24 protein-coding genes and 1 tRNA gene are annotated in these 22,153 nt (G+C 47.7%); 12 read left to right on the top strand and 13 right to left on the bottom strand.

All coding sequences use genetic code 11. The features are described 5' to 3' along the window. Nucleotides 1-31: 31 nt before the first annotated feature. Both mnmA and M2371_RS09245 read right to left on the bottom strand, forming a co-directional pair. Nucleotides 32-1,144 carry a tRNA 2-thiouridine(34) synthase MnmA gene (mnmA, locus tag M2371_RS09240; RefSeq protein ID WP_172894784.1) on the bottom strand — a complete coding sequence of 371 codons (1,113 nt, stop codon included), beginning with the start codon at nt 1,142-1,144 and terminating at the stop codon, nt 32-34. A 66-nt stretch (nt 1,145-1,210) separates the two neighbouring features. Then, nucleotides 1,211-1,660: an NUDIX hydrolase gene (locus tag M2371_RS09245; RefSeq protein WP_115629404.1), complete on the bottom strand. Its 450-nt coding sequence runs from the start codon at nt 1,658-1,660 to the stop codon at nt 1,211-1,213. Between the two features lie 115 nt (nt 1,661-1,775). Between M2371_RS09245 and M2371_RS09250 the strand changes: the two genes are divergently transcribed. Continuing rightward, nucleotides 1,776-2,273: a methylglyoxal synthase gene (locus M2371_RS09250; protein WP_172894782.1), complete on the top strand. Its 498-nt coding sequence runs from the start codon at nt 1,776-1,778 to the stop codon at nt 2,271-2,273. On the opposite strand, the gene rluE is transcribed toward M2371_RS09250, so the two are convergent. Continuing rightward, a complete protein-coding gene (gene rluE / locus M2371_RS09255) occupies nt 2,268-2,900 on the bottom strand; it encodes a 23S rRNA pseudouridine(2457) synthase RluE (RefSeq protein ID WP_172894780.1) in 633 nt (210 codons plus the stop codon). The two genes, M2371_RS09250 and rluE, sit on opposite strands and share 6 nt — an antisense overlap. Nucleotides 2,901-3,034: 134 nt before the next feature. On the opposite strand from rluE, the gene icd reads away from it, so the two are divergent. From icd to M2371_RS09270, 3 genes are all read left to right on the top strand, one after another. Further along, nucleotides 3,035-4,285, top strand: a complete 1,251-nt coding sequence (icd, locus tag M2371_RS09260; RefSeq protein ID WP_034456083.1) for an NADP-dependent isocitrate dehydrogenase — start codon at nt 3,035-3,037, stop codon at nt 4,283-4,285. Nucleotides 4,286-4,436: 151 nt separating this feature from the next. Continuing rightward, nucleotides 4,437-4,664: a hypothetical protein gene (locus M2371_RS09265; protein WP_034494696.1), complete on the top strand. Its 228-nt coding sequence runs from the start codon at nt 4,437-4,439 to the stop codon at nt 4,662-4,664. A 155-nt stretch (nt 4,665-4,819) separates the two neighbouring features. Next, nucleotides 4,820-4,895, top strand: a tRNA-Thr gene (locus M2371_RS09270). Nucleotides 4,896-5,083: 188 nt separating this feature from the next. Here the strand turns inward: M2371_RS09270 and M2371_RS09275 are convergent. Continuing rightward, nucleotides 5,084-5,326 (bottom strand): DinI-like family protein, encoded by a 243-nt coding sequence (locus tag M2371_RS09275; RefSeq protein WP_034494697.1) that lies wholly within the window; start codon nt 5,324-5,326, stop codon nt 5,084-5,086. Nucleotides 5,327-5,429: 103 nt separating this feature from the next. Continuing rightward, nucleotides 5,430-6,872 (bottom strand): transporter substrate-binding domain-containing protein, encoded by a 1,443-nt coding sequence (locus M2371_RS09280; RefSeq protein WP_259267514.1) that lies wholly within the window; start codon nt 6,870-6,872, stop codon nt 5,430-5,432. Nucleotides 6,873-7,242: 370 nt separating this feature from the next. On the opposite strand from M2371_RS09280, the gene cspA reads away from it, so the two are divergent. From cspA to M2371_RS09295, 3 genes are all read left to right on the top strand, one after another. Then, complete coding sequence (gene cspA, locus M2371_RS09285) at nt 7,243-7,452, top strand: RNA chaperone/antiterminator CspA (RefSeq protein WP_034456078.1); 210 nt, start codon at nt 7,243-7,245, stop codon at nt 7,450-7,452. Between the two features lie 283 nt (nt 7,453-7,735). Continuing rightward, entirely contained in the window at nt 7,736-7,894 is a 159-nt protein-coding gene (locus tag M2371_RS09290; RefSeq protein ID WP_006687217.1) for a YqaE/Pmp3 family membrane protein, read from the top strand. Between the two features lie 180 nt (nt 7,895-8,074). Next, entirely contained in the window at nt 8,075-8,380 is a 306-nt protein-coding gene (locus M2371_RS09295) for a hypothetical protein (RefSeq protein ID WP_034494702.1), read from the top strand. Between the two features lie 38 nt (nt 8,381-8,418). Here M2371_RS09295 and M2371_RS09300 read toward each other — a convergent pair whose 3' ends face one another. Beyond that, complete coding sequence (locus tag M2371_RS09300) at nt 8,419-8,913, bottom strand: DUF523 domain-containing protein (protein ID WP_259267515.1); 495 nt, start codon at nt 8,911-8,913, stop codon at nt 8,419-8,421. Nucleotides 8,914-9,068: 155 nt separating this feature from the next. Between M2371_RS09300 and M2371_RS09305 the strand changes: the two genes are divergently transcribed. Continuing rightward, on the top strand, nt 9,069-9,776 hold the full coding sequence (locus tag M2371_RS09305; protein WP_259267516.1) for a CTP synthase: 708 nt from the start codon (nt 9,069-9,071) through the stop codon (nt 9,774-9,776). Here the strand turns inward: M2371_RS09305 and M2371_RS09310 are convergent, their stop codons facing one another. Continuing rightward, the gene (locus tag M2371_RS09310) at nt 9,777-10,982 is read right to left on the bottom strand and encodes a CynX/NimT family MFS transporter (protein WP_172894776.1); all 1,206 of its coding nucleotides are present in this window, start codon (nt 10,980-10,982) and stop codon (nt 9,777-9,779) included. Nucleotides 10,983-11,080: 98 nt separating this feature from the next. Between M2371_RS09310 and M2371_RS09315 the strand changes: the two genes are divergently transcribed. Next, entirely contained in the window at nt 11,081-11,866 is a 786-nt protein-coding gene (locus M2371_RS09315) for a helix-turn-helix transcriptional regulator (protein WP_259267517.1), read from the top strand. On the opposite strand, the gene M2371_RS09320 is transcribed toward M2371_RS09315, so the two are convergent. Continuing rightward, nucleotides 11,863-12,309 (bottom strand): DUF441 domain-containing protein, encoded by a 447-nt coding sequence (locus M2371_RS09320; protein WP_172896139.1) that lies wholly within the window; start codon nt 12,307-12,309, stop codon nt 11,863-11,865. The genes M2371_RS09315 and M2371_RS09320 overlap by 4 nt on opposite strands. A gap of 317 nt (nt 12,310-12,626) precedes the next feature. Here M2371_RS09320 and M2371_RS09325 point away from each other — a divergent pair, with 317 nt between their 5' ends. Next, entirely contained in the window at nt 12,627-12,983 is a 357-nt protein-coding gene (locus M2371_RS09325) for a D-Ala-D-Ala carboxypeptidase family metallohydrolase (protein WP_172894774.1), read from the top strand. A gap of 39 nt (nt 12,984-13,022) precedes the next feature. Here the strand turns inward: M2371_RS09325 and dgcJ are convergent, their stop codons facing one another. The 3 genes from dgcJ to yeaG all read right to left on the bottom strand — a co-directional run bounded on the left by dgcJ (nt 13,023) and on the right by yeaG (nt 17,928). Continuing rightward, the gene (gene dgcJ, locus M2371_RS09330; protein WP_259267518.1) at nt 13,023-14,501 is read right to left on the bottom strand and encodes a diguanylate cyclase DgcJ; all 1,479 of its coding nucleotides are present in this window, start codon (nt 14,499-14,501) and stop codon (nt 13,023-13,025) included. A 138-nt stretch (nt 14,502-14,639) separates the two neighbouring features. After that, nucleotides 14,640-15,923, bottom strand: a complete 1,284-nt coding sequence (locus M2371_RS09335; RefSeq protein WP_172894760.1) for a YeaH/YhbH family protein — start codon at nt 15,921-15,923, stop codon at nt 14,640-14,642. 70 nt (nt 15,924-15,993) lie between these two features. Next, the gene (yeaG, locus tag M2371_RS09340) at nt 15,994-17,928 is read right to left on the bottom strand and encodes a protein kinase YeaG (RefSeq protein WP_034494715.1); all 1,935 of its coding nucleotides are present in this window, start codon (nt 17,926-17,928) and stop codon (nt 15,994-15,996) included. Between the two features lie 426 nt (nt 17,929-18,354). On the opposite strand from yeaG, the gene M2371_RS09345 reads away from it, so the two are divergent. Both M2371_RS09345 and M2371_RS09350 read left to right on the top strand, forming a co-directional pair. After that, nucleotides 18,355-19,104: a MipA/OmpV family protein gene (locus M2371_RS09345; RefSeq protein ID WP_259267519.1), complete on the top strand. Its 750-nt coding sequence runs from the start codon at nt 18,355-18,357 to the stop codon at nt 19,102-19,104. 76 nt (nt 19,105-19,180) lie between these two features. Next, nucleotides 19,181-20,032, top strand: coding sequence for an aldo/keto reductase (locus M2371_RS09350; protein WP_259267520.1), 852 nt, complete (start codon nt 19,181-19,183; stop codon nt 20,030-20,032). Here the strand turns inward: M2371_RS09350 and M2371_RS09355 are convergent. Both M2371_RS09355 and gapA read right to left on the bottom strand, forming a co-directional pair. Beyond that, nucleotides 20,029-20,916 carry a D-hexose-6-phosphate mutarotase gene (locus tag M2371_RS09355; RefSeq protein ID WP_259267521.1) on the bottom strand — a complete coding sequence of 296 codons (888 nt, stop codon included), beginning with the start codon at nt 20,914-20,916 and terminating at the stop codon, nt 20,029-20,031. The two genes, M2371_RS09350 and M2371_RS09355, sit on opposite strands and share 4 nt — an antisense overlap. Before the next feature lie 76 nt (nt 20,917-20,992). Then, nucleotides 20,993-21,988, bottom strand: a complete 996-nt coding sequence (gene gapA, locus M2371_RS09360; protein WP_064547648.1) for a glyceraldehyde-3-phosphate dehydrogenase — start codon at nt 21,986-21,988, stop codon at nt 20,993-20,995. Between the last annotated feature and the right edge of the window lie 165 nt (nt 21,989-22,153).

Raw genomic sequence — 22,153 nt, forward strand, 5'->3', positions numbered from 1 at the left:
TATTCGTCCTTGTTTGCGATTAAACTTTATTTTATTCAGTTACGAGCGGCAGACGCTGCTCAATAACACCACCACCGAGGCACACTTCACCGAGGTAGAACACGGCAGACTGGCCAGGGGTGACGGCGGCAACTGGCTCTTCAAAACGCACTTCAATACGATCGGCATCCAGCGGCGTGATGGTGCAAGGAAGATCGGTCTGGCGATAACGTGTTTTCACCGTGCATTTCAGCGGTTCGGTCAACGTTTCGCGGTCAACCCAATGCAGTTGCTGAGCAATTAAGCCAACGGACATCAAACGTGGATGCTCACTACCTTGAGCCACAACCAGGATATTGTTTTCAACATCTTTATCGACCACATACCAAGGATCTTCGCTACCTTCTTTGGTGCCACCAATGCCCAGCCCTTTACGCTGGCCGAGTGTGTGGTACATCAACCCCTGGTGTTCACCAATGGTTTCGCCATCAACAGTAACGATGATACCCGGCTGTGCAGGCAGGTAGCGGCCCAGGAATTCGCGGAATTTGCGCTCGCCGATAAAGCAGATACCGGTGGAGTCTTTTTTCTTCGCGGTGATCAAATCTAACTCTTCGGCGATGCGGCGCACTTCCGGTTTTTCTAATTCACCAACCGGGAACAGGCTTTGCGCGATTTGCTCATGGCCGAGCGTGTAAAGGAAGTAGCTTTGATCTTTGTTATTGTCTAAACCACGCAGCAGGCGGCTTTTACCGTCCACGTCTTCGCGACGCACGTAGTGACCGGTTGCGATGTAATCAGCACCTAAATCTTCGGCGGCAAATTCGAGGAAGGCTTTAAATTTGATTTCTTTGTTGCACAGAATATCCGGGTTTGGCGTGCGTCCGGCTTTGTACTCTTCCAGGAAGTGTTCAAACACGTTATCCCAGTATTCTGCGGCAAAGTTTACGGTGTGCAGTTCAATGCCGAGCTTATCGCAGACGGCCTGTGCATCAGCTAAATCAGCCGCTGCGGTGCAATACTCCTCGCCATCGTCCTCTTCCCAGTTCTTCATGAACAGGCCTTCCACCTTGTAACCTTGTTGTTGCAACAGGTAAGCGGAAACGGAGGAATCGACACCGCCGGACATCCCGACGATCACTTTTTTCTGGCTGTTATCAGACATGGAGTAACTCACGACATTGAACTTAAAGGCGGCATATTCTATCACGCATCACCGGGCCTGGCACCCCTAACTCAACGGCCAGTTAAATGCACCGATCATGCTGAGCGGATAACGTTCAGCACGCTGATAGCAGCGGATACTTTCCGCCACTAATGGCGAGCGTAAATTACCTGCGTTAACAATTTGTTGCGCATCCAACCATAAGCAGCGATCGATGTCGCTATCATGCGGAGTAGTGGGGAGTTGCTCTTCAAGATCGATACAGAATAAGAAACGCAGGAACGGCGTGTTATCTGGCGCAATCCATTGGTGCAAGCGGATGAATGTTTGCGGCTGCGCGCAAATACCCGTTTCTTCATACAATTCACGTTGAGCGGCTTCAACCAGCGTTTCATCAGCTTCAAGATGGCCAGCAGGCTGATTCCATAAGGCTTTGCCATTGATTGTTTCTTCAACAACCAAAAATTTCCCCTGTGCCTGAACCACGCAGGCGACAGTAACGTGCGGTTTAAACATCGTTATTTTTCCTGTCTCAAATTCGTTAGTACGATCATTATAAAGTGATCTGGATCACATATTTTTCTGTGACCTATACTCTGTTGGATTTCAAAAATCCCACGAGGGCACCATCATGCAGCTTACCACGCGTATTATGCCGCAACAGAAACGTATCGCTTTAGTGGCTCACGATCCTTGTAAACCCGACCTGCTGAACTGGGCGGTTGATAACCAGACAACACTCAGCAACCACATTATTTACGCAACCGGCACTACCGGAAATCTCTTGCAGGTTCATACCCGTTTATCCGTACTGGCTTTGATGAGTGGCTCGATAGGGGGCGATCAACAGCTAGGGTATTTGATTGCTTCAGGTCAGATTGATGTGCTGGTTTTCTTCTGGGATCCGCTTAGTGCGGTGCCACATCACTCCGATGTAAAAGCCCTCATGCGGCTGGCAACGGCATGGAACATCCCTATTGCCAGCAACGCCTGTAGCGCCAATTTCTTGATTAACTCTTCTCTATTTGAGCAAGCGCTGGAAATCACCGTGCCTGATAGTGACGCGTTCCTCAGCAGTCGCGTTTCACACGTCACACAACACGGCGTCAATACTCAGAACCTTTTATAAGGTCTCTATCGGGATTTCGCGCCATTCGCCCGGTGCCAAATCGCTCAGTTCCAGTGTCCCCATTGCATAGCGAATCAGGCGTAGAGTTGGATAACCCACATGCGCCGTCATACGCCGTACCTGGCGGTTACGCCCTTCATACAAGGTGATTTTCAACCAGCTGGTAGGAATCGCCTTGCGTTCACGAATCGGCGGGTTACGCGCCCAAATCCATGCAGGCTCGTCAACCCGTTCAGCTTCTGCGGGCAGAGTAGGGCCATCGTTTAGGGTGACGCCGTTACGCAGAGATTCCAGCGCTTCTTCTGTTACTGCACCTTCAACCTGCACAAAATAGACTTTCCCGGTACGTTTGCCCGGCTGGGTGAGTTGCGCCTGTAAAGCGCCGTCATTGGTTAATACCAGCAGGCCTTCGCTGTCGCGATCCAGCCGGCCCGCCGCGTAAATTCCTTGTAACGGTATGTAATCTTTCAGCGTGCTGCGGCCAGATTCGTCGGTGAACTGCGGTAGCACATCGTAGGGTTTATTGAAGATAACCAGCCGCTTCGGTCCGCTATGCTGTGGTTTTTTGGCAGGTCGTTGCGTGCTGAATCGTTTAACTTGCTGGTTTCTAAAAGAAGTTTTATTCATAGTGTTTTCAGACGTTAGGTATTAACGCATTATAACGGAAATCACCAGTGATTGGCGCGGGCCTGATATTCAAGTAGTATTGACACGCACATTACAAATCATTAACAAAAAGAATCGCTCGAAGGAGAAGGTTAATGGAAAGCAAAGTAGTTGTTCCGGCGGAAGGTAAAAAGATCACCCTGCAAGATGGCAAACTGAATGTTCCTCACAACCCAATCATTCCTTTCATTGAAGGTGATGGTATCGGTGTGGACGTGACGCCAGCTATGATTAAAGTGGTTGATGCCGCCGTGCAGAAGGCCTACAAAGGCGAGCGGAAAATTTCCTGGATGGAAATCTATACCGGCGAAAAATCTACCCAACTTTATGGCCAGGACGTCTGGCTGCCAGAAGAAACTCTGGACCTGATTCGTGATTACCGTGTGGCAATTAAAGGCCCACTGACCACGCCAGTTGGCGGCGGTATTCGTTCCCTGAACGTTGCGCTGCGTCAGCAGCTTGACCTGTACGTGTGCCTGCGTCCGGTGCGTTACTACCAGGGCACGCCAAGCCCGGTTAAACACCCAGAGCTGACCAACATGGTTATCTTCCGTGAAAACTCAGAAGATATTTATGCGGGCATCGAGTGGAAGGCTGACAGCGCTGAAGCTGAAAAAGTCATCAAATTCCTGCGTGATGAAATGGGTGTAACGAAAATTCGTTTCCCAGAACATTGCGGTATCGGCATCAAGCCGTGCTCTGAAGAAGGCACCAAACGCCTGGTTCGTGCTGCCATCGAATACGCAATCACTAACGACCGTGATTCTGTGACCCTGGTTCACAAAGGCAACATCATGAAATTCACCGAAGGTGCTTTCAAAGACTGGGGCTACCAACTGGCGCGTGAAGAGTTCGGCGGCGAGCTGATCGATGGCGGCCCATGGGTGAAACTGAAGAATCCTAACACCGGCAAAGAAATCGTTGTTAAAGACGTGATCGCGGATGCGTTCCTGCAACAGATCCTGCTGCGTCCTGCTGAATATGACGTTATTGCTTGTATGAACCTGAACGGTGACTACATCTCCGACGCCCTGGCCGCTCAGGTTGGCGGTATCGGTATCGCACCAGGCGCTAACATCGGTGACGAATGTGCACTGTTCGAAGCGACCCACGGCACTGCACCAAAATATGCTGGCCAGGACAAAGTGAACCCAGGTTCTATTATTCTGTCCGCTGAGATGATGCTGCGTCATATGGAATGGTTCGAAGCGGCTGACTTAATTGTTAAAGGTATGGAAGGCGCGATTAACGCTAAAACCGTAACTTACGATTTCGAACGCCTGATGGAAGGCGCTAAGCTGCTGAAATGTTCAGAGTTTGGCGATGCAATGATCGAACATATGTAATTAGCGATTTCGCTAGTGATAAATGGGGAGCCAATGGCTCCCTTTTTTATGTTGTTTTTCTGAAATCGTGAGCAATTACCCTTTACCAAAACTCTGGACGTGGTTAATAGATGAATCGACCGAATTCAGGTTCAATCAAAGAGGATGTGGAATGGAAAATTACTCCAACAAAAGTGGTGATTCACAAGTTGTCAGTTTCCAGATTGATGCAAATTCGATGAAAGTCCGGTTCAAGAATAATCACGTGTATCTATACGATATCCGCCACCCAGGGCCAGAGCATCTGGAAAAAATGAAAGAACTGGCGCGTGCCGGATGGGGTTTGAACACTTATATAGAAAGCGAAGTCAAAAACGATTTCTCATCAAAAGTGTTTTAAATCGCAGTAACCGGTTTATGAGACGTGCAATTTTTACACAAAATACAGATTTTTCGCTCGTGACTGGTTGATTTTATAACAATAAGTTGAATTTTTAAGCGAACAGTTCGCAAGGAATTGCATCGTAGATCGAGTTTATGTACTATGCATTCCACGCCGACTTAGCTCAGTAGGTAGAGCAACTGACTTGTAATCAGTAGGTCACCAGTTCGATTCCGGTAGTCGGCACCATATTTAAGAAAACCACCTTTAAGGTGGTTTTTTTTCGTCTGTATGAAATCAAATTGAAGGAAGGCTAGCTTTCGATAGCGCTTCCTCAGTCGTGCGTTAAATCCAACCCTGCTGACTTGCAAGCCAGACAAGGATAGCGACGACAATTAAAACTACGGTTGTTTTTCTCATTGTTGTGCGACCTGTTGTTAGTCTTCGCAAACCAGCCAGAAATCCGCTTCATCAAACATCTCTTCAACCAGACGGTTGATTTTCTCTTTCTCATTTTTCGTGCAATCACTGTGAACCGCATTCATCTGCATGGGTTTCACTCTGACGTCAGCATCTGGAAAAATGGTCTGAACTCTTCGGGTAAGCTCGGCAAGGATTTTTTCATTTGCACCGGGAAGACCCGCTACATTTCGTTTGTCGTAAACCAGTTCTACGAACATTGATAAGTCTCTTTTAAGGCTGTGTTTATATACAGTAATAAATCTCGACATTCAAGGCAAGGGATGTTATTGAAAAAGAATGCTGGAGCTTTCACAGGTAGAGCTATTCTGCGGTACTGGCCGCAACAGACAACTCTGCTTTCCGCGCTTTTATTTGTTCCATGATGAGCTGGTAAGCAATGTAATACTTAAAGATGTTGCTCACGTATTGCACCGTTTCGTTACCTATACGTAGCTGCGCAATTCTTTCAACATTGTTAAACCAGATATTGGGGTCAAGGCCATTTTTGGTCGCTTCTTTACGTAACCGGGCAATTTTAGCCGGTCCCGCATTATAAGATGCGAAAGTGAATAGCATTTTGTTCATGTCACTCATGGGTTCATCAGCAAAATAACGGTCGCGCATGAAGCGGATGTATTTCACTCCTGCATTAATGTTCGGGTCGATTAAACTGATATCGCCTACCTTTAACTCTTTACCGGTGGTAGGAAGAACCTGCATTACGCCAATCGCGCCGCTTTTGCTTCGCACAGACTGATCGAGGCGTGACTCCTGGTAGCCTTGAGCTGCCATTAGTAACCAATCGACATTATATTGCGCACTATATTTGCGAAATATTTCAGTGACCTGATTAAATTTATTTATCTCTTCTTCCGAACGCGCATCTTTTACCCACTTCGTATTGCGTAAGTATTTATAAACCTGCTGATTCCCGAATGACGTGCCGATTTTGTGGTTAGCCGTGAATTTATCGAGCTGGGCTTTAAGCAAAGGGGAGTTTTTGCGCATAGCAAGGGCGATAGAACCGTCATCCCGCAGCGTAATATTTTCGTAAACCACTATGTTGGGGTAAATCTGTTTCCACAAGATTGCCAGGTATCTGTCCACCACGGTGTAGTCGGCGAGGTTCGCATTGACCATTTCCAGAATATCTTCGGGTTCAAAATTGCCGGGGGCTTTGATCACTATCGCGGGTGGAAGTTGTTTCTCGGTCAGGCTTTTATTAAGCGTAACAATACTCGAAATGTAGCTGGTGGAAGGATTAACAAACAGAGATTTACCAGACAGCGATTCTGCTGTTGTGAGTTCGGGAGCTTTGCCGCTGGCAATCACGACTTCACGGACATTTTTAGCTAAGGGATCGCTGAAATCGACTAACTTTTCGCGTTCTGGTGTAATCGTTAAATTGGCAGCAATGATATCGCCACGACCAGCAATTAGCTGTGGGATGAGCTGATCACGTGCGGTTGGAATAAAAAGGAGATGCGTTTTTTTCGAGGGTTTCAGGCCTTTATTGATTTGTTTATCAAACTGTTGCATCAACTCAACCATGATGCCGCGCTGCGTACCCCGGTTGTCAATAAAGTAGAAAGTTTTGCTGTAGGGAATTAAAACGCGTATCACGCGCCGCTCTTTCATCACATCATAATCACCCAGGACAGTGTTAACTTTGGTATCGAATTTCAACGGCTGTTCGTCGGTGGCTGCATGCGTCATCGGCAAAAACGGAGACATCAAGAGAAGTACCAACAACCAACGGGCCATCGCGACACCATCTACATATTCATCTGGCTACCGTGTAACTATAGCTCGCACACAGATGCTTTGATTAAAAAACACACACTCGTGTTCGAGGGTTGTGTAGAAGGGCGGCGGGGCGGCAATCCTTGATGAGAAAATTATTATTTGAAAATAATTCTTGCTTCCAAAGCGTAGGCATGAGTAAATGCGTCATCGGTTTGGAAGACAGACCTTATGAAAGCAGTTTTAGTAAAGCAGTCCTCAGTTCAAGCGCTATCAAGTCATCAGATACCCTTCTTCGTGAGTCTCCTCCTAAGTGCCTAAATAAGAAACGTTCTGCAATACAGACCACGTTCGCCATACTAAATGGCTGTAAAATAATGAGGAAGTATCTATGTCTAAAATGACTGGTTTAGTAAAATGGTTTAACCCAGAAAAAGGTTTCGGTTTCATCACTCCTGACAATGGTAGCAAAGATGTGTTCGTTCACTTCTCTGCCATTCAGAGCAATGATTTCAAAACTCTGGACGAAGGCCAGAAAGTTGAGTTCTCTGTTGAGAACGGCGCTAAAGGTCCATCAGCAACTAACGTTGTTGCTCTGTAAGACTGCTAACGCATACTGAGACTTACGCATGCGAAGACGGTGAATAACCCGAGCCGTTAAGTCAAAGTGAATAAACCCGCCATTGTGCGGGTTTTTTGTTATCTAAAATCCGCTAACGCCCATCTTTTATACCTTTAAATCAAACACATAATCTTGCTGCGGTTATGCCCGCTATTTACATTAAATCACGATATACCGTCTGTAGGTTTACGCTCAGTAGACTATGCTTATAGTGAAATATGCTTTTTTCAGTATAGTTAGCATTAATAACTGGAGTTTTTTTATGGGCTTTTGGCGTATTGTTTTTACGATTATTTTACCCCCATTGGGTGTGTTGCTAGGTAAGGGATTCGGCTGGGCATTTATTCTGAACATTGTACTGACACTGCTAGGCTACATCCCTGGATTAATCCATGCTTTCTGGGTGCAAACCCGCGATTAATCAAATAAAACCGTACCGCTGGTTTTAAGTCACGCGGTGTAAGCAGAAAATATACACGGTGTGTTTTTTGGAACGCGCTCTTGACGCTACAGGCTACGAGGTAAAACTCGTGGCCTGTTTACATTTTCATCTAAGAATGTTCTGATATAGCCAATTTTTAAGGTGCTACAGAGTCTTTTTATGTTTCAGTTAAAACCGGGCATGCTGGCAATGATTATCGGCTCCCGTACCGCCGCCGGGCGTGTGAATGTCGGTAAATCAGTCGAACTTTTTGGTCTTTGCGAGCCGGGAGAAAGCTTTGTAAACCCGGTTACAGGCGTTGTGACGCAACTTCCGCACGATGCTAATCATCCGTTGTGGCTGGTGACAGGTAATGTTGTTGCCTTTGATGGTCGTGAAGGTTATACCTTTGTCCGGGCTGAATATTTGTTGCCGTTAGATAAGTCTTTATTGCCAGAAGTTGATGAAACGCTCGCGGTGCATTGATTGGCTTGTAGGACAGACGGGTAATTAAATGTCATTGATTACCCGTCTAACTCGGCGACGCGAGCGATTAGCGCAGAAATCTCACTATCTGCGTAAACTTCGATACCGTGCTGTCGAAGTAACGCCGTGGCAACCCCCATTCCCGGCTGCGTTGTTCCCTGAAATGTCCCGTCATAAATCTTCAAACTGCCACAGGTAGGACTGCCGTCCGTCATTAATGCCAGGCGACATCCGGATTCTTGCGCGGTTTTTAACGCAAGACATGCAGCTAACAAATAATGTTGGCTTACATCCGTACCGTCGCTTTCCAGAATGTTTGCTGATCCATTAAGTGCTGCCAGACCACCACCACCCACAAGTTCTGCGGGTAGACGTGGCGTGCTCAATCCCGCAGCCAGTTCCGGGCAATGAATGACCAACCGATTCTCTTGTTGCCAACGCGCCAGCACATCAGCCAGCAGAGGCTTATCCTGCCCGTTATAACGAACTTTAAAGCCCATCAAACAAGCACTGACCAGTATTTTTGTTTTCATTGCGTCACAGTGATTGAGGAGAAAAAGACACGCTACACCAGTGTACCCAGGTTTTACTACCTTGCTAAATATGGGCGTTGCCAGGCAAAAAATATCGGCATATCCTATCATTCCTTATGTGCCAGAAGCTATTAAACATAAGGATATTCAAATAAATGCCTCCATTACCTCTGAAACAAACTCTTCGTATTGCGCTGGTGGGTGACTTTAATCCTGCGGTTATTGCGCATCAGGCGATTCCCCTGGCTTTAGATAATGCAGCTGAATATGTTGGTGTCACCGCTGACTATGACTGGTTATCGACACCTGACGTGACAAGCCAGGAAGATCTCGTGGGATACGACGCGATTTGGTGCGTCCCGGCAAGTCCGTATCAAAATGAAGACGGTGCTTTTCTGGCCATCCGCTTTGCGCGTGAAAACCAGATCCCATTTCTGGGAACCTGTGGTGGGTTTCAGCATGCGGTAATTGAATACGCCCGGAATGTTATCGGATGGCACGATGCCGGACACGCTGAAACTGAAAGCGAGGGGAGGTTAGTTATCGCGCCGCTGAGTTGCTCGTTGGTTGAGAAATCTGACGCGATAAAATTAAAGCCCGGCTCAGCCATTGCTGAGGCTTATGGCCGGACACAGATTGAAGAAGGCTACCATTGCAATTATGGGATTGCTGACAGTTTTGCCGACCAGCTTCGCCAATCGCAACTACAGGTGACTAGCTGGGATAATCAAGGTGAAATCCGTGCCGTCGAGTTAAGTGGCCACCCATTTTTTGTCGGTACACTGTTTCAGCACGAGCGTAACGCATTGAAAAACAGACCTGCGCCGCTGGTTGAAGCATTGCTCAAAGCGGCGCAGCGTTAATCACGAAGACTGATGCGGACGTGTTGGATTGATTTCTGCATCACGCCCGGCAAAGCCCCCAAATACAGCCATGATACAGGCCAGCAGCGCACACCCCATCAGTGGAAGGCTCCACTGGCCTGAAATATCATGAACTTTGCCCATCAACGGCGGGCCGAAAGCAGCTAATAAATAACCCACACATTGTGCCATACCGGAAAGCGCTGCCGCCTGGTGTGCACTGTTCGCCCGCAGGCCAATGAACGTGAGTCCTAAAATCATGGTCGCACCGGAACCAAAACCAAAGATCACCACCCAAACACTGGCTAAATCCGGCATGAACAGCAAGCCGACAGCGCTTACGGCGCACAGCAATGCCATCAGAATAGCGATCCCTCGTTGATCTTTCAGGCGGCTTAAAATCACACCCACCAACAGGCCAGGAATAGCGGTCGCCAGTTGCATTAATCCGTGTAGCGAACCCGCTTGCGCCTCACTATAACCGTGACTTATCAGTATCGAAGGCAACCAGCCAATCACGACGTAATAAATAAGCGAGTTAATACCCAGGAATAATGTCACTTGCCATGCCAGTGCAGAAGTCCAGATGCCGCGGTTGTGCAGTGCTTTGCTGGTGCTTAATGTTGATGAGGTATGATTTGATAGCTGCGGCAACCAGACCAGCAATGCCGCCGCCGGGAAAATCATCAAGGCTAATAGCGCGCCAGGCCAGCCGTATCCGTGTTGAGCAACAGGTACAACAAACATGGAGCCGATGGCTGCTGCAACGCCCATCGTAAGGGAATAGGCACCAGTAAGACGTGCAACGTGGCCAGGAAAATCTCGCTTAATCAGGCCGGGCAATAGCACATTCCCGATAGCAATCCCGCAGCCAATGATTGCCGTACCAAAATACAATAATGCGGTATTTCCCGCAGATCGCAGCGCAATTCCAGCGCAGATAATCAACATGGCAGCAAACAGGGTGCGTTCAATACCAAACCGGCGTGCAAAACCAGCTGCTAATGGGGAAACTACCGCAAAAGCTAATAATGGCAACGTGGTGAGTATGCCCGTTTGCGCCGTCGTCAGGCCGAATGTCTCGCGAATCATATCCAACAAGGGTGCCGCACCGGTAAACGTCACGCGCAGCGTAGTGGCAATCATCAAAATACCGGCCAGCAGTAAGCCATGTTTTTTCAAACGGGTAGCAGTCATTGAACTCATAAAAAGATCTCTAAAAAACGATGCGCTCAAGATACACGCTTTGGGTATGGATGAAATCAACGTAAAATGACAGATTATCCCTAAAACCGGACAACTTAATGGAACGTGGCTTAGCCCTGGAAGGGTTCAATCCCGACAGTAATTGTCAGCCAGCTCAGGCATTTCGCATTCTGGTATCGGAAAGCGAAAACGAAATTCCTTTCCACCAGCATCGCAAAGGCCAATTGATTCTTGCGCTGCACGGCGGGATCACCTGTGAAGTTGAACCCGCATTGTGGATGGTGCCAACTCAGCATGCCGTCTGGATACCAGGGGAAATGCCACACAGCAACCGAGCCACCGCTAATGCACGGCTGTGCTTTCTGTTTATCGAACCGGGCGCGGTAGAGATGCCTGCGCAATGCTGCACGCTAAGAATTTCACCGCTGGTTCGTGAGCTTATAGTGCATCTCACCGAGAAAAACGAAGGGGATTTATCTCAGCCCGAGACGCAAAGGTTGGTTCAGGTATTATTCGACGAACTGCCGCGCCAGGCGGTTGAACAGCTGCATTTACCTATGTCACGACACCCGAAAATTCGTTTTATTGCCGACCAACTGGTGCAACATCCACAGCAACGTTTAACTCTCGAAAAATGGGCTTCGCAACTGGCGATGAGCGAGCGCAATCTCGCCCGCCTGGTGGTAAAAGAAACAGGGTTGAGTTTCCGGCGCTGGCGTCAGCAGTTGCAGTTAATCATCGCCTTGCAGTTGCTGATTGGCGGAGTATCAGTCCAACAAATTGCGAGTGAACTGGGATATGACTCAACCAATGCTTTTATAACGATGTTTAAAAAAGCACTCGGCAATACGCCGGGACGTTATCTGGCATCGCTTGAGCCTTAGGTTTTTCCGACAATTAACGAGACAAGTCCGGCGGCAATAAGTGGTCCGACAGGTACACCGCGAAATAAGGCTACACCTAAAACCGTTCCCACCAGCAAACCGGCCACCAAACTTGGCTGGCTGCTCATTAATGTCACACCGCGCCCGCCAAGCCAAGAAACAAAAACCCCTACGACGATGGCAACCAGTGATTTCCAGTTGGTAAAGGAGTGAAGCAGAGTGCTGGCGGGTAATGTTCCGCTGGCGATGGGAGCCATCACGCCAATGGTCAGAATGATTATCCCGACCGTTAAACCTTGTTTTTCAATCCACGGAAAGAACTGGCTCAGCGGCGTGACACGCACAATGATGAGTACCAGAATGGATACCGCAACGGTGGTGTTATGGCTGACAAAACCTAGTCCAGCCAGTGCCAGAAGTATTAAGAGGGTTGAGTCGAAGATCATTTTCATTCCTTGCGAAAAATAAAGTTGAGGCTTTTTTATTGTTAACACCTACTTTACGCGCAGGAATGTCTGGTCGTCAGCTTTTTTAAACGTTAGCCAGATTTTTCGTGCAGTTGCATGATAATAATTAAACATAAAATTGATTTTAACGATCAATAAGGCTTTTTTGATCTGTAAAAACTATTTGAATAGTAAGGGTATTACCTCGTATCTTTCCTCAAATTAGCTGGAGGGTTTTAACTTCTCCTCTTAAATAATTATAGATTCATCTCAGGTCATTAACCCTATTTTTTAATCAGGAACGAAAGATTAGCGTGAAGTCAATTTCCCCGTATTTTAACCGGCATGACTTTTCTTGCCCCTGTGGCTGTGGCTTTGCTGACGTGAGCAGAGAATTAGTCGAACTTTTGGACGCCGTACAGCAGCATTTTGAACAGTCAGTTGTCATACAGAAAGGTTGTTGTTGTACGCAATATAGTAAGGAATGCGGGGACATATATGCGAGCCAACATTTATTGGGTACTGCCGCAGATATTACTGTGAATAATATCCCAGCTAATAGAGTTTCTGATTATCTGGAAACCAGGTATCGTCAACAATATGGGATTGGGCGTAGCGAGAATTACACGCATATTGATATCCGCGCATCCGCAGCTCGCTGGCAGGAATAAATAACCTCAGGCCAAACGAGCTGTTCGCAAGGTATGTTGCTAGCAATGTTTTCCGGCTTTATTGATGTATAGCGCAGCATCAGCGGCTTTATACATATCATCAAGAGTGTCTCCGGGTTTCATTGCTACAGCTCCCCAGGAGAAGTGGATACGACCAGTATCATCATGTTTTCTGATATGGTCTTCTATACGCTCAATGAGCTTTTGGCTCTCTGCGAGGGAAAAATCCAGCAAGATAATCAGGAACTCATCCCCGCCTAAGCGAACAGGATAATCACTCACCCTCACGGCATCTTTAATTGCATTAGCCAGTGTAATGATTGCTCTATCGCCTTCTTTATGCCCCCAGGTGTCATTGAGCATTTTTAGCTTGTCACAATCTAGCGCGATGAAAGTGACGGCAGAGTTTACTGCCATGATACGTTGCAGACGAGATTCGAGTACGCCTGTAAGAATTTTTCGGTTGTATAAACCCGTCATCGTATCGCTGATGTTTTCACGGCTAACGTCATGATAGTGTCGGAAATGCATACGAACTAAATGCAATAATACTGCGGTAGAAAATATATAAAATAGAATGATTTTCCATAGCGAGAGAATAAAATAGAGCACATCGAGGGAAAGCAGAATTTGCAACCTTGACTCCACGTTATGCGAGTAATTCACATAATTGAAAATAGATTTCTTACTACGCAAGACAATTATTTCATCGTTGGTTTTGGTATCCAAAATAGTGATATCCAGGTTGCGGGAAACCAGTGGACGGTCATAAGGATAGAAAATATCTTTTAGATTGCTAAGGGTGTATTCAGTTACGACAATCCCTTTTAATTCTCCAGCCACATAAACAGGAGACATAATGCTCATGATTTTTTTATTATTGAAAGTATCATGTTGAATCTCAGGTGTGGTTTTTTTAATAGATTCAAAACCGCTAAGGACAGTAGCATCCATCTTTATTTTATCATATTTCTGGAAGTCCTGGTTGCTCAGGTTAAAATTAGCCAGATCAATATCTGAGGTGGTGTAGATGTATTTATATTTTAGATCTACATAATATGTAAATCGGTCGACATCAAACGTGGTTTTTTTATCATTGCGATTTTGAATATCTTCTGATTCGATGGCTTTATCGAACACGGCGAGTTGAGGGATATCCTGAGTCCAGCCAGAGCAGTCCGAATCAAGGGTGATAAGGGTTCCCAGCAACAGGGAATGGAGTTGTTGAGGGGGATAAATACCGTTGGAGGAACCATGGTTTTCAACATTGGTGCAGATATTTTTCTGCTCACTTACGGGCGGCTTTGGCGCGCTAAAACTGCGCGTTAAGAAACTGGCAATGCTTTGATTTTGATATTTATCATAGAGTAATGTGGATTCGGCTTTCTCAATAATATAATGCATGTAGGCATTCATTGAGCGGTAGCTATTCATCATTTCGAAGATAAAAAATGTTGAAGTGAAGGCAATAACGCCAAGAGAAATTAAACCGCGTAGCATCTTGTGCTTTAAGGTCATGATAATAAAACTCGAGCAAGAGTCCATGATGATTTATGGCGAATTTTATCACAGGCAAGAAAGGATGTTTGATATATGGTGCAAAGAATTAGCCGGGTAATATTACTTACCAGGCTAATTTTTGCAGAGTTATCAGAGCTAATTGTAAGAGTGGCTAGACTGTTTCTGGAAAAGCTCACGGAAGACAGGATAGATATCATCCTGGTCGCGAATATGCTGCATCGCGAAGTTATCAAACGTTGATTGCAAATCCTCATATTCGCGCCACAGTGTCTGGTGGGCGCGGCGGGTTATTTCGATGTAGCTGTAATAACGCACCATCGGCAGTATTTTTTTCGCCAGTAGTTCGTGACACAGCGGTGAATCATCTGCCCAGTTATCACCATCAGACGCTTGCGCAGCGTAGATATTCCACAGCGCCGGGTCATAACGTTCTTTTACCACTTCATCCATTAATTTCAGGGCACTAGAGACAATCGTGCCGCCCGTTTCCTGGGAGTAAAAGAACTCATGCTCATCGACTTCTTTGGCCTGGGTGTGGTGGCGAATATAAACCACCTCCACGTTCTTGTAGGTTCGGCTCAGGAACAGATAGAGCAAGATGTAAAAGCGTTTTGCCATATCTTTGGTCGCCTGATCCATCGAGCCAGAAACGTCCATTAAACAAAACATGACAGCCTGGCTCGAAGGCTCCGGGCGTTTTTCGTAATTTTTGTAGCGTAAATCGAAGGTGTCAATAAACGGCACGCGGGCAATTTTCTCGCGCAGTTCGGCGATCTCTTTGCGCAAGCGCTCCTCTTCAAGCAACTGAGCGGGTTCGCTGTTGCTCACGGTTTCAAGACTGTCTTCCAGCTCATGCAACTGGCGACGTTTTCCGGCGGTCATCGCAGTGCGACGAGCCAGAGAGTTTTGTAGCGAACGGACTACGCTGATATTGGCCGGTACGCCATTCGAGGTGTAGCCAGCGCGATGTGATTTAAACTCGGTAATCTGGCGATGCTGATTCTTTTTCAGATTCGGCAAGGCCAGGTCTTCAAACAGTAAGTCGAGATATTCGTCTTTTGAGATTTGGAAAACGAATTCGTCCTGGCCTTCACCATCCTGACTTGCCTGGCCCTGGCCGCCACCTGAACCACCGCCGCCGCCCTGTGGGCGCTCGATACGGTCATTCTGCACAAAGTGGTCGTTACCTGGGTGAACACGATGACGCAGCCCGCCACGCCCTTGATGAAACATCGGTTCGCTGATGTCTTCACTTGGGATAGAGACGGACTCACCGCTGTCCACGTCGGTTACCGAACGCTTGTTGATGGCCTCGGAAATCGACTGTTTAATCTGTGCTTTATAACGGCGCAAAAAGCGCTGGCGATTGACCGCGCTTTTGTTTTTGCCGTTCAGTCGCCTGTCAATAAAATAGGCCATAGTTCCCCCAAACTTCTTTGCCAACTGCGCAGGGGGGCCACTGAGTGTGGCCCCATCTTTGACTCAGACGTTATGAAGACTTGCGTACCCGCAGATACCATTCGCACAGCAGGCGAACTTGTTTACGGGTGTAGCCTTTCTCCATCATACGATCGACAAAGTCATCGTGTTTTTTCTGCTCGTCGGTCGAGGTTTTGGCATTGAACGAGATAACGGGCAGCAACTCTTCGGTATTCGAGAACATTTTCTTCTCGATAACCGTGCGCAGCTTCTCGTAGCTGGTCCAGTTAGGGTTACGACCATTATTGTTGGCACGGGCACGCAATACGAAGTTGACGATTTCATTACGGAAATCTTTCGGATTGCTGATGCCAGCCGGTTTTTCAATTTTTTCCAGTTCCGCATTCAGGGATTCACGGTCAAACAACTGGCCGGTATCCGGGTCGCGGTACTCCTGATCCTGAATCCAGAAGTCAGCGTAGGTAACATAACGGTCGAAAATGTTTTGCCCGTACTCTGAGTAAGATTCGAGATACGCCGTTTGAATCTCTTTCCCGATAAATTCAGCATATTTCGGGATCAGGTAGCCTTTCAAATGCTCGAGGTATTTCTCTGCCACATCTTGCGGGAACTGCTCGCGCTCGATTTGCTGTTCCAGAACATAGAACAGGTGCACCGGGTTTGCCGCCACTTCCACATGGTCAAAGTTGAACACGCGGGAGAGGATTTTGAACGCAAAACGTGTCGATAGCCCGTTCATGCCTTCGTCCACACCGGCGTAATCACGATACTCCTGGTAGGATTTCGCTTTCGGATCGGTATCCTTCAGACTTTCGCCGTCGTACACCCGCATTTTGGAGTAAATGCTGGAGTTTTCTGGCTCTTTCAGGCGCGACAGAATCGAGAATCGCGACAGCGTTTCCAATGTGCCCGGGGCACATGGCGCGTGTAACAATTCGCTGTGGGTGAGCAGTTTTTCGTAGATTTTGATCTCTTCGGAAATCCGCAGGCAATAAGGCACTTTGACGATGTAAACACGGTCAAGGAACGCCTCATTGTTTTTGTTGTTACGGAACGTCACCCATTCGGATTCGTTCGAGTGCGCCAGAATAATACCGTTAAACGGCAGGGCGGAAATGCCTTCGGTCCCGTTATAGTTCCCCTCCTGGGTTGCGGTCAGCAACGGGTGGAGCACTTTAATTGGGGCTTTGAACATCTCCACGAATTCCATGATGCCCTGGTTTGCACGGCACAGTGCGCCGGAATAACCGTAAGCATCCGGATCGTTTTGCGCATGGTTTTCCAGTTTGCGAATATCCACTTTACCGACCAGCGCCGAGATATCCTGGTTGTTCTCATCACCGGGTTCAGTTTTGGCAATCGCGATTTGCGCTAGAATCGACGGCCAGACTTTCACCACGCGGAACTTGGTGATGTCGCCACCAAATTCATGCAGACGTTTTGCCGCCCACGGCGACATAATCGTGCCGAGATAGCGGGTTGGGACGCCGTACTCTTTTTCAAGAATAGAGGCATCTTCTTGCGGATTGAAAAGACACAGCGGGTGGTCATTCACCGGGCTGCGTTCACCGTTGGCACTGAGCGTGTAAATAGGCACGCGCTGCATCAACGCTTTCAGGCGTTCAGCGAGCGAGGATTTACCGCCACCGACAGGCCCCAGTAAATAGAGAATCTGTTTCTTCTCTTCCAGGCCCTGGGCCGCATGTTTGAGATAGGCAACAATTTGTTCAATGGCTTCTTCCATGCCATAGAACTCTTCAAAAGCCGGATAACGGGAAATCACCCGGTTCGAAAAGAGACGGGACAGCCGTGGCTCAGTGGCAGTATCCACCATTACGGGGTCACCAATGGCCATCAATAGCCTTTCTGCCGCATTAGCATAGGCACTGCGATCTTGCTTACAGACAGCAAGAAACTCCTGCAGTGTGAACTCTTCGTCCTTGGCAGCTTCATAACGCTGGCGATAGTGATCGAATATATTCATGGCATGCCGTCCTTTCGTTTTTAGCACAGGTTAGAGAGCCGTTCGTATGAGTAATGGAGGCCCCCGGAAGACGTCTCCTGAATCTCGAGCAACCCTCATGCCAACTTCATTAGTGGCATTTTCATTGCCTCGTTCAGCGTATTTCATCTTCCTAAAATAAAGCGTAGATGGCATTTGCAAAACTTGCATACGGCCGCAAGCCAATTTCAATGACATATCAATAACTCATCCAATTATTTCTCCTTTTGTTGTAAAGAGAAGCAGCGGGTTTCACCTGCGATTCATAAAACTGAAAAATCAGTGAAACCTGTTTGAGAGATGTTGAATGGTTAATCGGAGGTTTCTGGAACGTAAAAAATTTGGGGTGAATGGAAAGGAAGGTTACACTCTCATCGCTGATTATTTGATTAAAGGACTTAATGGATTGTGAGCAAATTCAAAATTCTTACATTGGGGGCGCTAATTGCCTCATCTTTTTCTGCTGTTCACGCCGCTGACGGCCCATGGTCTTTAGGGGCGGCAGCCCTGGTCACACCGAACTTGTACAAAGGCGATCAGGACCGTGTTTATCCTGTGCCGATGGTGGGTTATGAAGGGGATAATTTTTATCTGCGTGGCCTGACTGCGGGTTATTACCTGTGGAATGACCAGACCGACAAGCTGTCTATCACGGCATACTATTCACCGCTCTTTTTCCGTGCGAAAGACAGCGATCTTCACAGTATGCGCCAGTTGAGTAACCGTAAAGCGACGCTGATGGCGGGACTTTCTTACGCTCATTACACCCAATATGGTTTCCTGCGCACGGTTCTGGCAGGCGACACGTTGGATAACAGTAATGGAATTACGTGGGATACCGCATGGTTGTATCGCTACACTACCGACCGATTGACCTTAACGCCGGGTATCGGGATTACGTGGAGCAGCGAAAACCAGAACGAATACTATTATGGCGTCAGCAAGAATGAATCCGCGCGCAGCGGCTTAAATTCTTATGATCCAGATGATAGTTGGGCGCCGTATGTTGAGTTATCTGTTAACTACAAACTGACAGAGAACTGGAATGTCTTCGGTATGGGTCGCTACATTCGCCTGGCGGATGAAGTCACGAACAGCCCAATGGTTGATAAAGAGTGGACCGGTGTTTTAATGACGGGTATCACTTATAGTTTTTGAGTGTAGTTAATGTATTGATGCGGGGCGCTTGCGCCCCGTTTGCGTTATTGTGGTGCAACAGTTATGGAGGGATGTCATGGCACAACAAATTCTCTTTTCTGATTCACAACCTTTACCTGCAATCGGGCAGGGAACCTGGTACATGGGTGAAAACGCCGCGCAGCAGACAGATGAGGTGAATGCGCTGCGAGCGGGGATAGATCTCGGGTTAACGCTAATCGACACCGCTGAAATGTACGCCAATGGTGGTGCCGAGAAAGTGGTTGGAGAGGCCATCAGCGGCAGGCGAGATGAGGTTTTCCTGGTCTCGAAAGTATACCCGTGGAATGCAGGAGAGCAGAGCGCCATCACTGCCTGCGAAAATAGCCTCAAACGGTTGAAAACCGATTATCTCGATCTCTATTTATTGCACTGGCGTGGGGATATCCCGCTTGAAGAAACCGTCAGTGTGATGCAACACCTTGTGGCACAGGGCAAAATTCGCCGTTGGGGGGTATCCAATCTCGACTACAGCGATATGCAGGAACTGTGGAATGTGGCAGGCGGGCGCGAGTGCGCAACCAATCAGGTGCTTTACCATCTTGCTTCACGCGGCATTGAATATGACTTATTGCCGTGGAGTCAGCAGCAACGTATGCCGGTTATGGCATATTGCCCATTAGCGCAGGCCGGGCGTTTGCGTAGCGGGTTGATGAATCATCCGGTACTTAACCAGCTCGCGAATCAGAAAGGCACGACGGTTGCGCAACTGCTCTTAGCCTGGGTCATTCACCATGATGGTGTTATCGCGATTCCAAAAGCGGGAACTGTGGCGCATGTAAAAGAAAATGCCGCAGCGCTGGAGATTGAGTTGAGTCAGGAAGAGATTGAACTGATGGAAAAGGCGTTTCCGGCACCGGGCCGCAAAACGCCTTTAGATATGGTTTAAGCTTTTTTCGCTACACGCAGTGTTGCCGCTAAACGCGCTGGTTTATCTGCCGTTGCTTTTTGCGGTGCACTGGCGCATGCCGTTTCGACGCAAACGAAAGTCTTATAGCCATCGTCTGGCATATCAGCCATAGAGACAGACAGAGCCGGGCCTGGGTTCCAGCCAACGACGTTGATGTGGTGATGATGAATCACATCAATGCTGCGGTTCAGGCTTGCATCATGAATTACGCTGCACTCTTCTGGCTCCAGATAGACGCGGTCGGTACGGTCCGGGAAAGTCTGCACGCCGTCGGTTAACTGGCCGAGAGAAGCATTCAGCACTTTATCGATATATTTGTTGCCCAGCCCGCTCACTTTCACATCAGCAATATCGCCAACATTGAAGTAAGTGTGCAGTGCAGAGTTCACTTCAAACTCGCCGTGTGCTTCCAGTTCCATCTCACAGGTTTTACCCAGCTTGTAACGTGCGTACAGGGTAAAGTCATGTGGCCAGTATTTGCGAGTGGCATCGCTGCTTTGCAGTTCGAAAGTCAGTGAAACACCGGTTTCATCTTCATTATGTGCAGTCAATGCCCATGGCAGATTACGCGCAAAACCGTGTGCTGGCAGATCGGCTTGTGCGCCTGGGCCAAACCATGGCCAGCAGATTGGCACGCCACCGCGAATAGCTTTGCCGTTCTGGAAAGGCGTATTGTCGCTCAACCACAGTACTTCTTCTTCACCAGCAGGCTTCCACGACAAAAGGTGTGCGCCTTGCAAAGTAAAGGAACCGCGAGCTTGTGGATGGTCAACCACGATAGCTTCCAGCTCGTCAATCTTGCGAAGAGACACTGAAGGAGTGATTTGTTCAATAACCGGAAGGGCAAAAATTTTATTAATCATTTGTTCAACCTATCGATCAAAGGCGAAAAAAAAGGGCGACCACAGTCGCCCTTCAGGATTAATGACTCATCTCAACTTATTTGGAGATGTGAGCAATCAGATCCAGTACTTTGTGAGAGTAGCCAGTTTCGTTGTCGTACCAGGAAACCAGTTTCACAAATTTGTCGTTCAGTGCGATACCAGCTTTAGCATCGAACACAGAAGTACAGATTTCGCCGTTGAAGTCAGTAGAAACAACGTCGTCTTCGGTGTAACCCAGAACGCCTTTCATTGCGCCTTCAGAAGCCGCTTTCATTGCTTTCTTGATTTCTTCGTAGGTCGCAGCTTTTTCCAGACGAACGGTCAGGTCAACAACAGACACGTTTGGAGTTGGAACGCGGAACGCCATACCAGTGATTTTACCGTTCAGCTCTGGCAGTACAACGCCTACAGCTTTAGCAGCACCGGTAGAAGAAGGGATGATGTTCTGAGCTGCGCCACGACCGCCGCGCCAGTCTTTGTGAGACGGGCCATCAACAGTTTTCTGAGTAGCGGTAGTTGCGTGAACAGTGGTCATCAGGCCTTCAACGATACCGAAGTTGTCGTTGATAACTTTAGCCAGTGGAGCCAGGCAGTTAGTGGTGCAAGATGCGTTAGAAACGATATCCTGGCCAGCATATTTTTCGAAGTTAGCACCACGAACGAACATAGGAGTGCTGTCTTTAGAAGGACCAGTCAGAACAACCTTTTTCGCGCCAGCGGTGATGTGCTTACGAGCGGTCTCATCTGTCAGGAACAGACCAGTTGCTTCAGCAACTACGTCAACGTTAACTTCGTTCCATTTCAGGTTAGCCGGGTCACGTTCTGCGGTAACACGGATAGTTTTGCCGTTAACAACCAGGTGGCCGTCTTTGACTTCTACAGTGCCGTTGAAACGACCGTGAGTTGAGTCGTACTTCAGCATGTAAGCCATGTATTCAGCGTCTAACAGGTCGTTGATTGCAACGATCTCGATGTCAGAACGTTCCTGAGCAGCACGGAAAACAATACGGCCGATACGGCCAAAACCGTTGATACCTACTTTGATAGTCATATATTCCACCAGCTATTTGTTAGTGAATAAAAGGTTGCCTGTAAAATTACAAAAACCTTACTCAGCGTCAAGCGGAATCGTGTCAATCATTGCGACAAATCAATCCTATGGACATCATTTGAACGACTGAACCGCCTCGCGCTTCCCTTTTGGCTCTTTATCCAA

Source organism: Buttiauxella sp. BIGb0471 (assembly GCF_024807715.1).
Taxonomy (GTDB): Bacteria; Pseudomonadota; Gammaproteobacteria; order Enterobacterales; family Enterobacteriaceae; genus Buttiauxella; species Buttiauxella agrestis.

Bases quoted from the DNA above. Each gene is read 5' to 3' on its own strand.
- mnmA (WP_172894784.1), bottom strand. From the start codon at position 1,144: ATGTCTGATAACAGCCAGAAAAAAGTGATCGTCGGGATGTCCGGCGGT.
- M2371_RS09245 (WP_115629404.1), bottom strand. From the start codon at position 1,660: ATGTTTAAACCGCACGTTACTGTCGCCTGCGTGGTTCAGGCACAGGGG.
- M2371_RS09250 (WP_172894782.1), top strand. From the start codon at position 1,776: ATGCAGCTTACCACGCGTATTATGCCGCAACAGAAACGTATCGCTTTA.
- rluE (WP_172894780.1), bottom strand. From the start codon at position 2,900: ATGAATAAAACTTCTTTTAGAAACCAGCAAGTTAAACGATTCAGCACG.
- icd (WP_034456083.1), top strand. From the start codon at position 3,035: ATGGAAAGCAAAGTAGTTGTTCCGGCGGAAGGTAAAAAGATCACCCTG.
- M2371_RS09265 (WP_034494696.1), top strand. From the start codon at position 4,437: ATGGAAAATTACTCCAACAAAAGTGGTGATTCACAAGTTGTCAGTTTC.
- M2371_RS09275 (WP_034494697.1), bottom strand. From the start codon at position 5,326: ATGTTCGTAGAACTGGTTTACGACAAACGAAATGTAGCGGGTCTTCCC.
- M2371_RS09280 (WP_259267514.1), bottom strand. From the start codon at position 6,872: ATGGCCCGTTGGTTGTTGGTACTTCTCTTGATGTCTCCGTTTTTGCCG.
- cspA (WP_034456078.1), top strand. From the start codon at position 7,243: ATGTCTAAAATGACTGGTTTAGTAAAATGGTTTAACCCAGAAAAAGGT.
- M2371_RS09290 (WP_006687217.1), top strand. From the start codon at position 7,736: ATGGGCTTTTGGCGTATTGTTTTTACGATTATTTTACCCCCATTGGGT.
- M2371_RS09295 (WP_034494702.1), top strand. From the start codon at position 8,075: ATGTTTCAGTTAAAACCGGGCATGCTGGCAATGATTATCGGCTCCCGT.
- M2371_RS09300 (WP_259267515.1), bottom strand. From the start codon at position 8,913: ATGAAAACAAAAATACTGGTCAGTGCTTGTTTGATGGGCTTTAAAGTT.
- M2371_RS09305 (WP_259267516.1), top strand. From the start codon at position 9,069: ATGCCTCCATTACCTCTGAAACAAACTCTTCGTATTGCGCTGGTGGGT.
- M2371_RS09310 (WP_172894776.1), bottom strand. From the start codon at position 10,982: ATGAGTTCAATGACTGCTACCCGTTTGAAAAAACATGGCTTACTGCTG.
- M2371_RS09315 (WP_259267517.1), top strand. From the start codon at position 11,081: ATGGAACGTGGCTTAGCCCTGGAAGGGTTCAATCCCGACAGTAATTGT.
- dgcJ (WP_259267518.1), bottom strand. From the start codon at position 14,501: ATGACCTTAAAGCACAAGATGCTACGCGGTTTAATTTCTCTTGGCGTT.
- M2371_RS09335 (WP_172894760.1), bottom strand. From the start codon at position 15,923: ATGGCCTATTTTATTGACAGGCGACTGAACGGCAAAAACAAAAGCGCG.
- yeaG (WP_034494715.1), bottom strand. From the start codon at position 17,928: ATGAATATATTCGATCACTATCGCCAGCGTTATGAAGCTGCCAAGGAC.
- M2371_RS09350 (WP_259267520.1), top strand. From the start codon at position 19,181: ATGGCACAACAAATTCTCTTTTCTGATTCACAACCTTTACCTGCAATC.
- M2371_RS09355 (WP_259267521.1), bottom strand. From the start codon at position 20,916: ATGATTAATAAAATTTTTGCCCTTCCGGTTATTGAACAAATCACTCCT.
- gapA (WP_064547648.1), bottom strand. From the start codon at position 21,988: ATGACTATCAAAGTAGGTATCAACGGTTTTGGCCGTATCGGCCGTATT.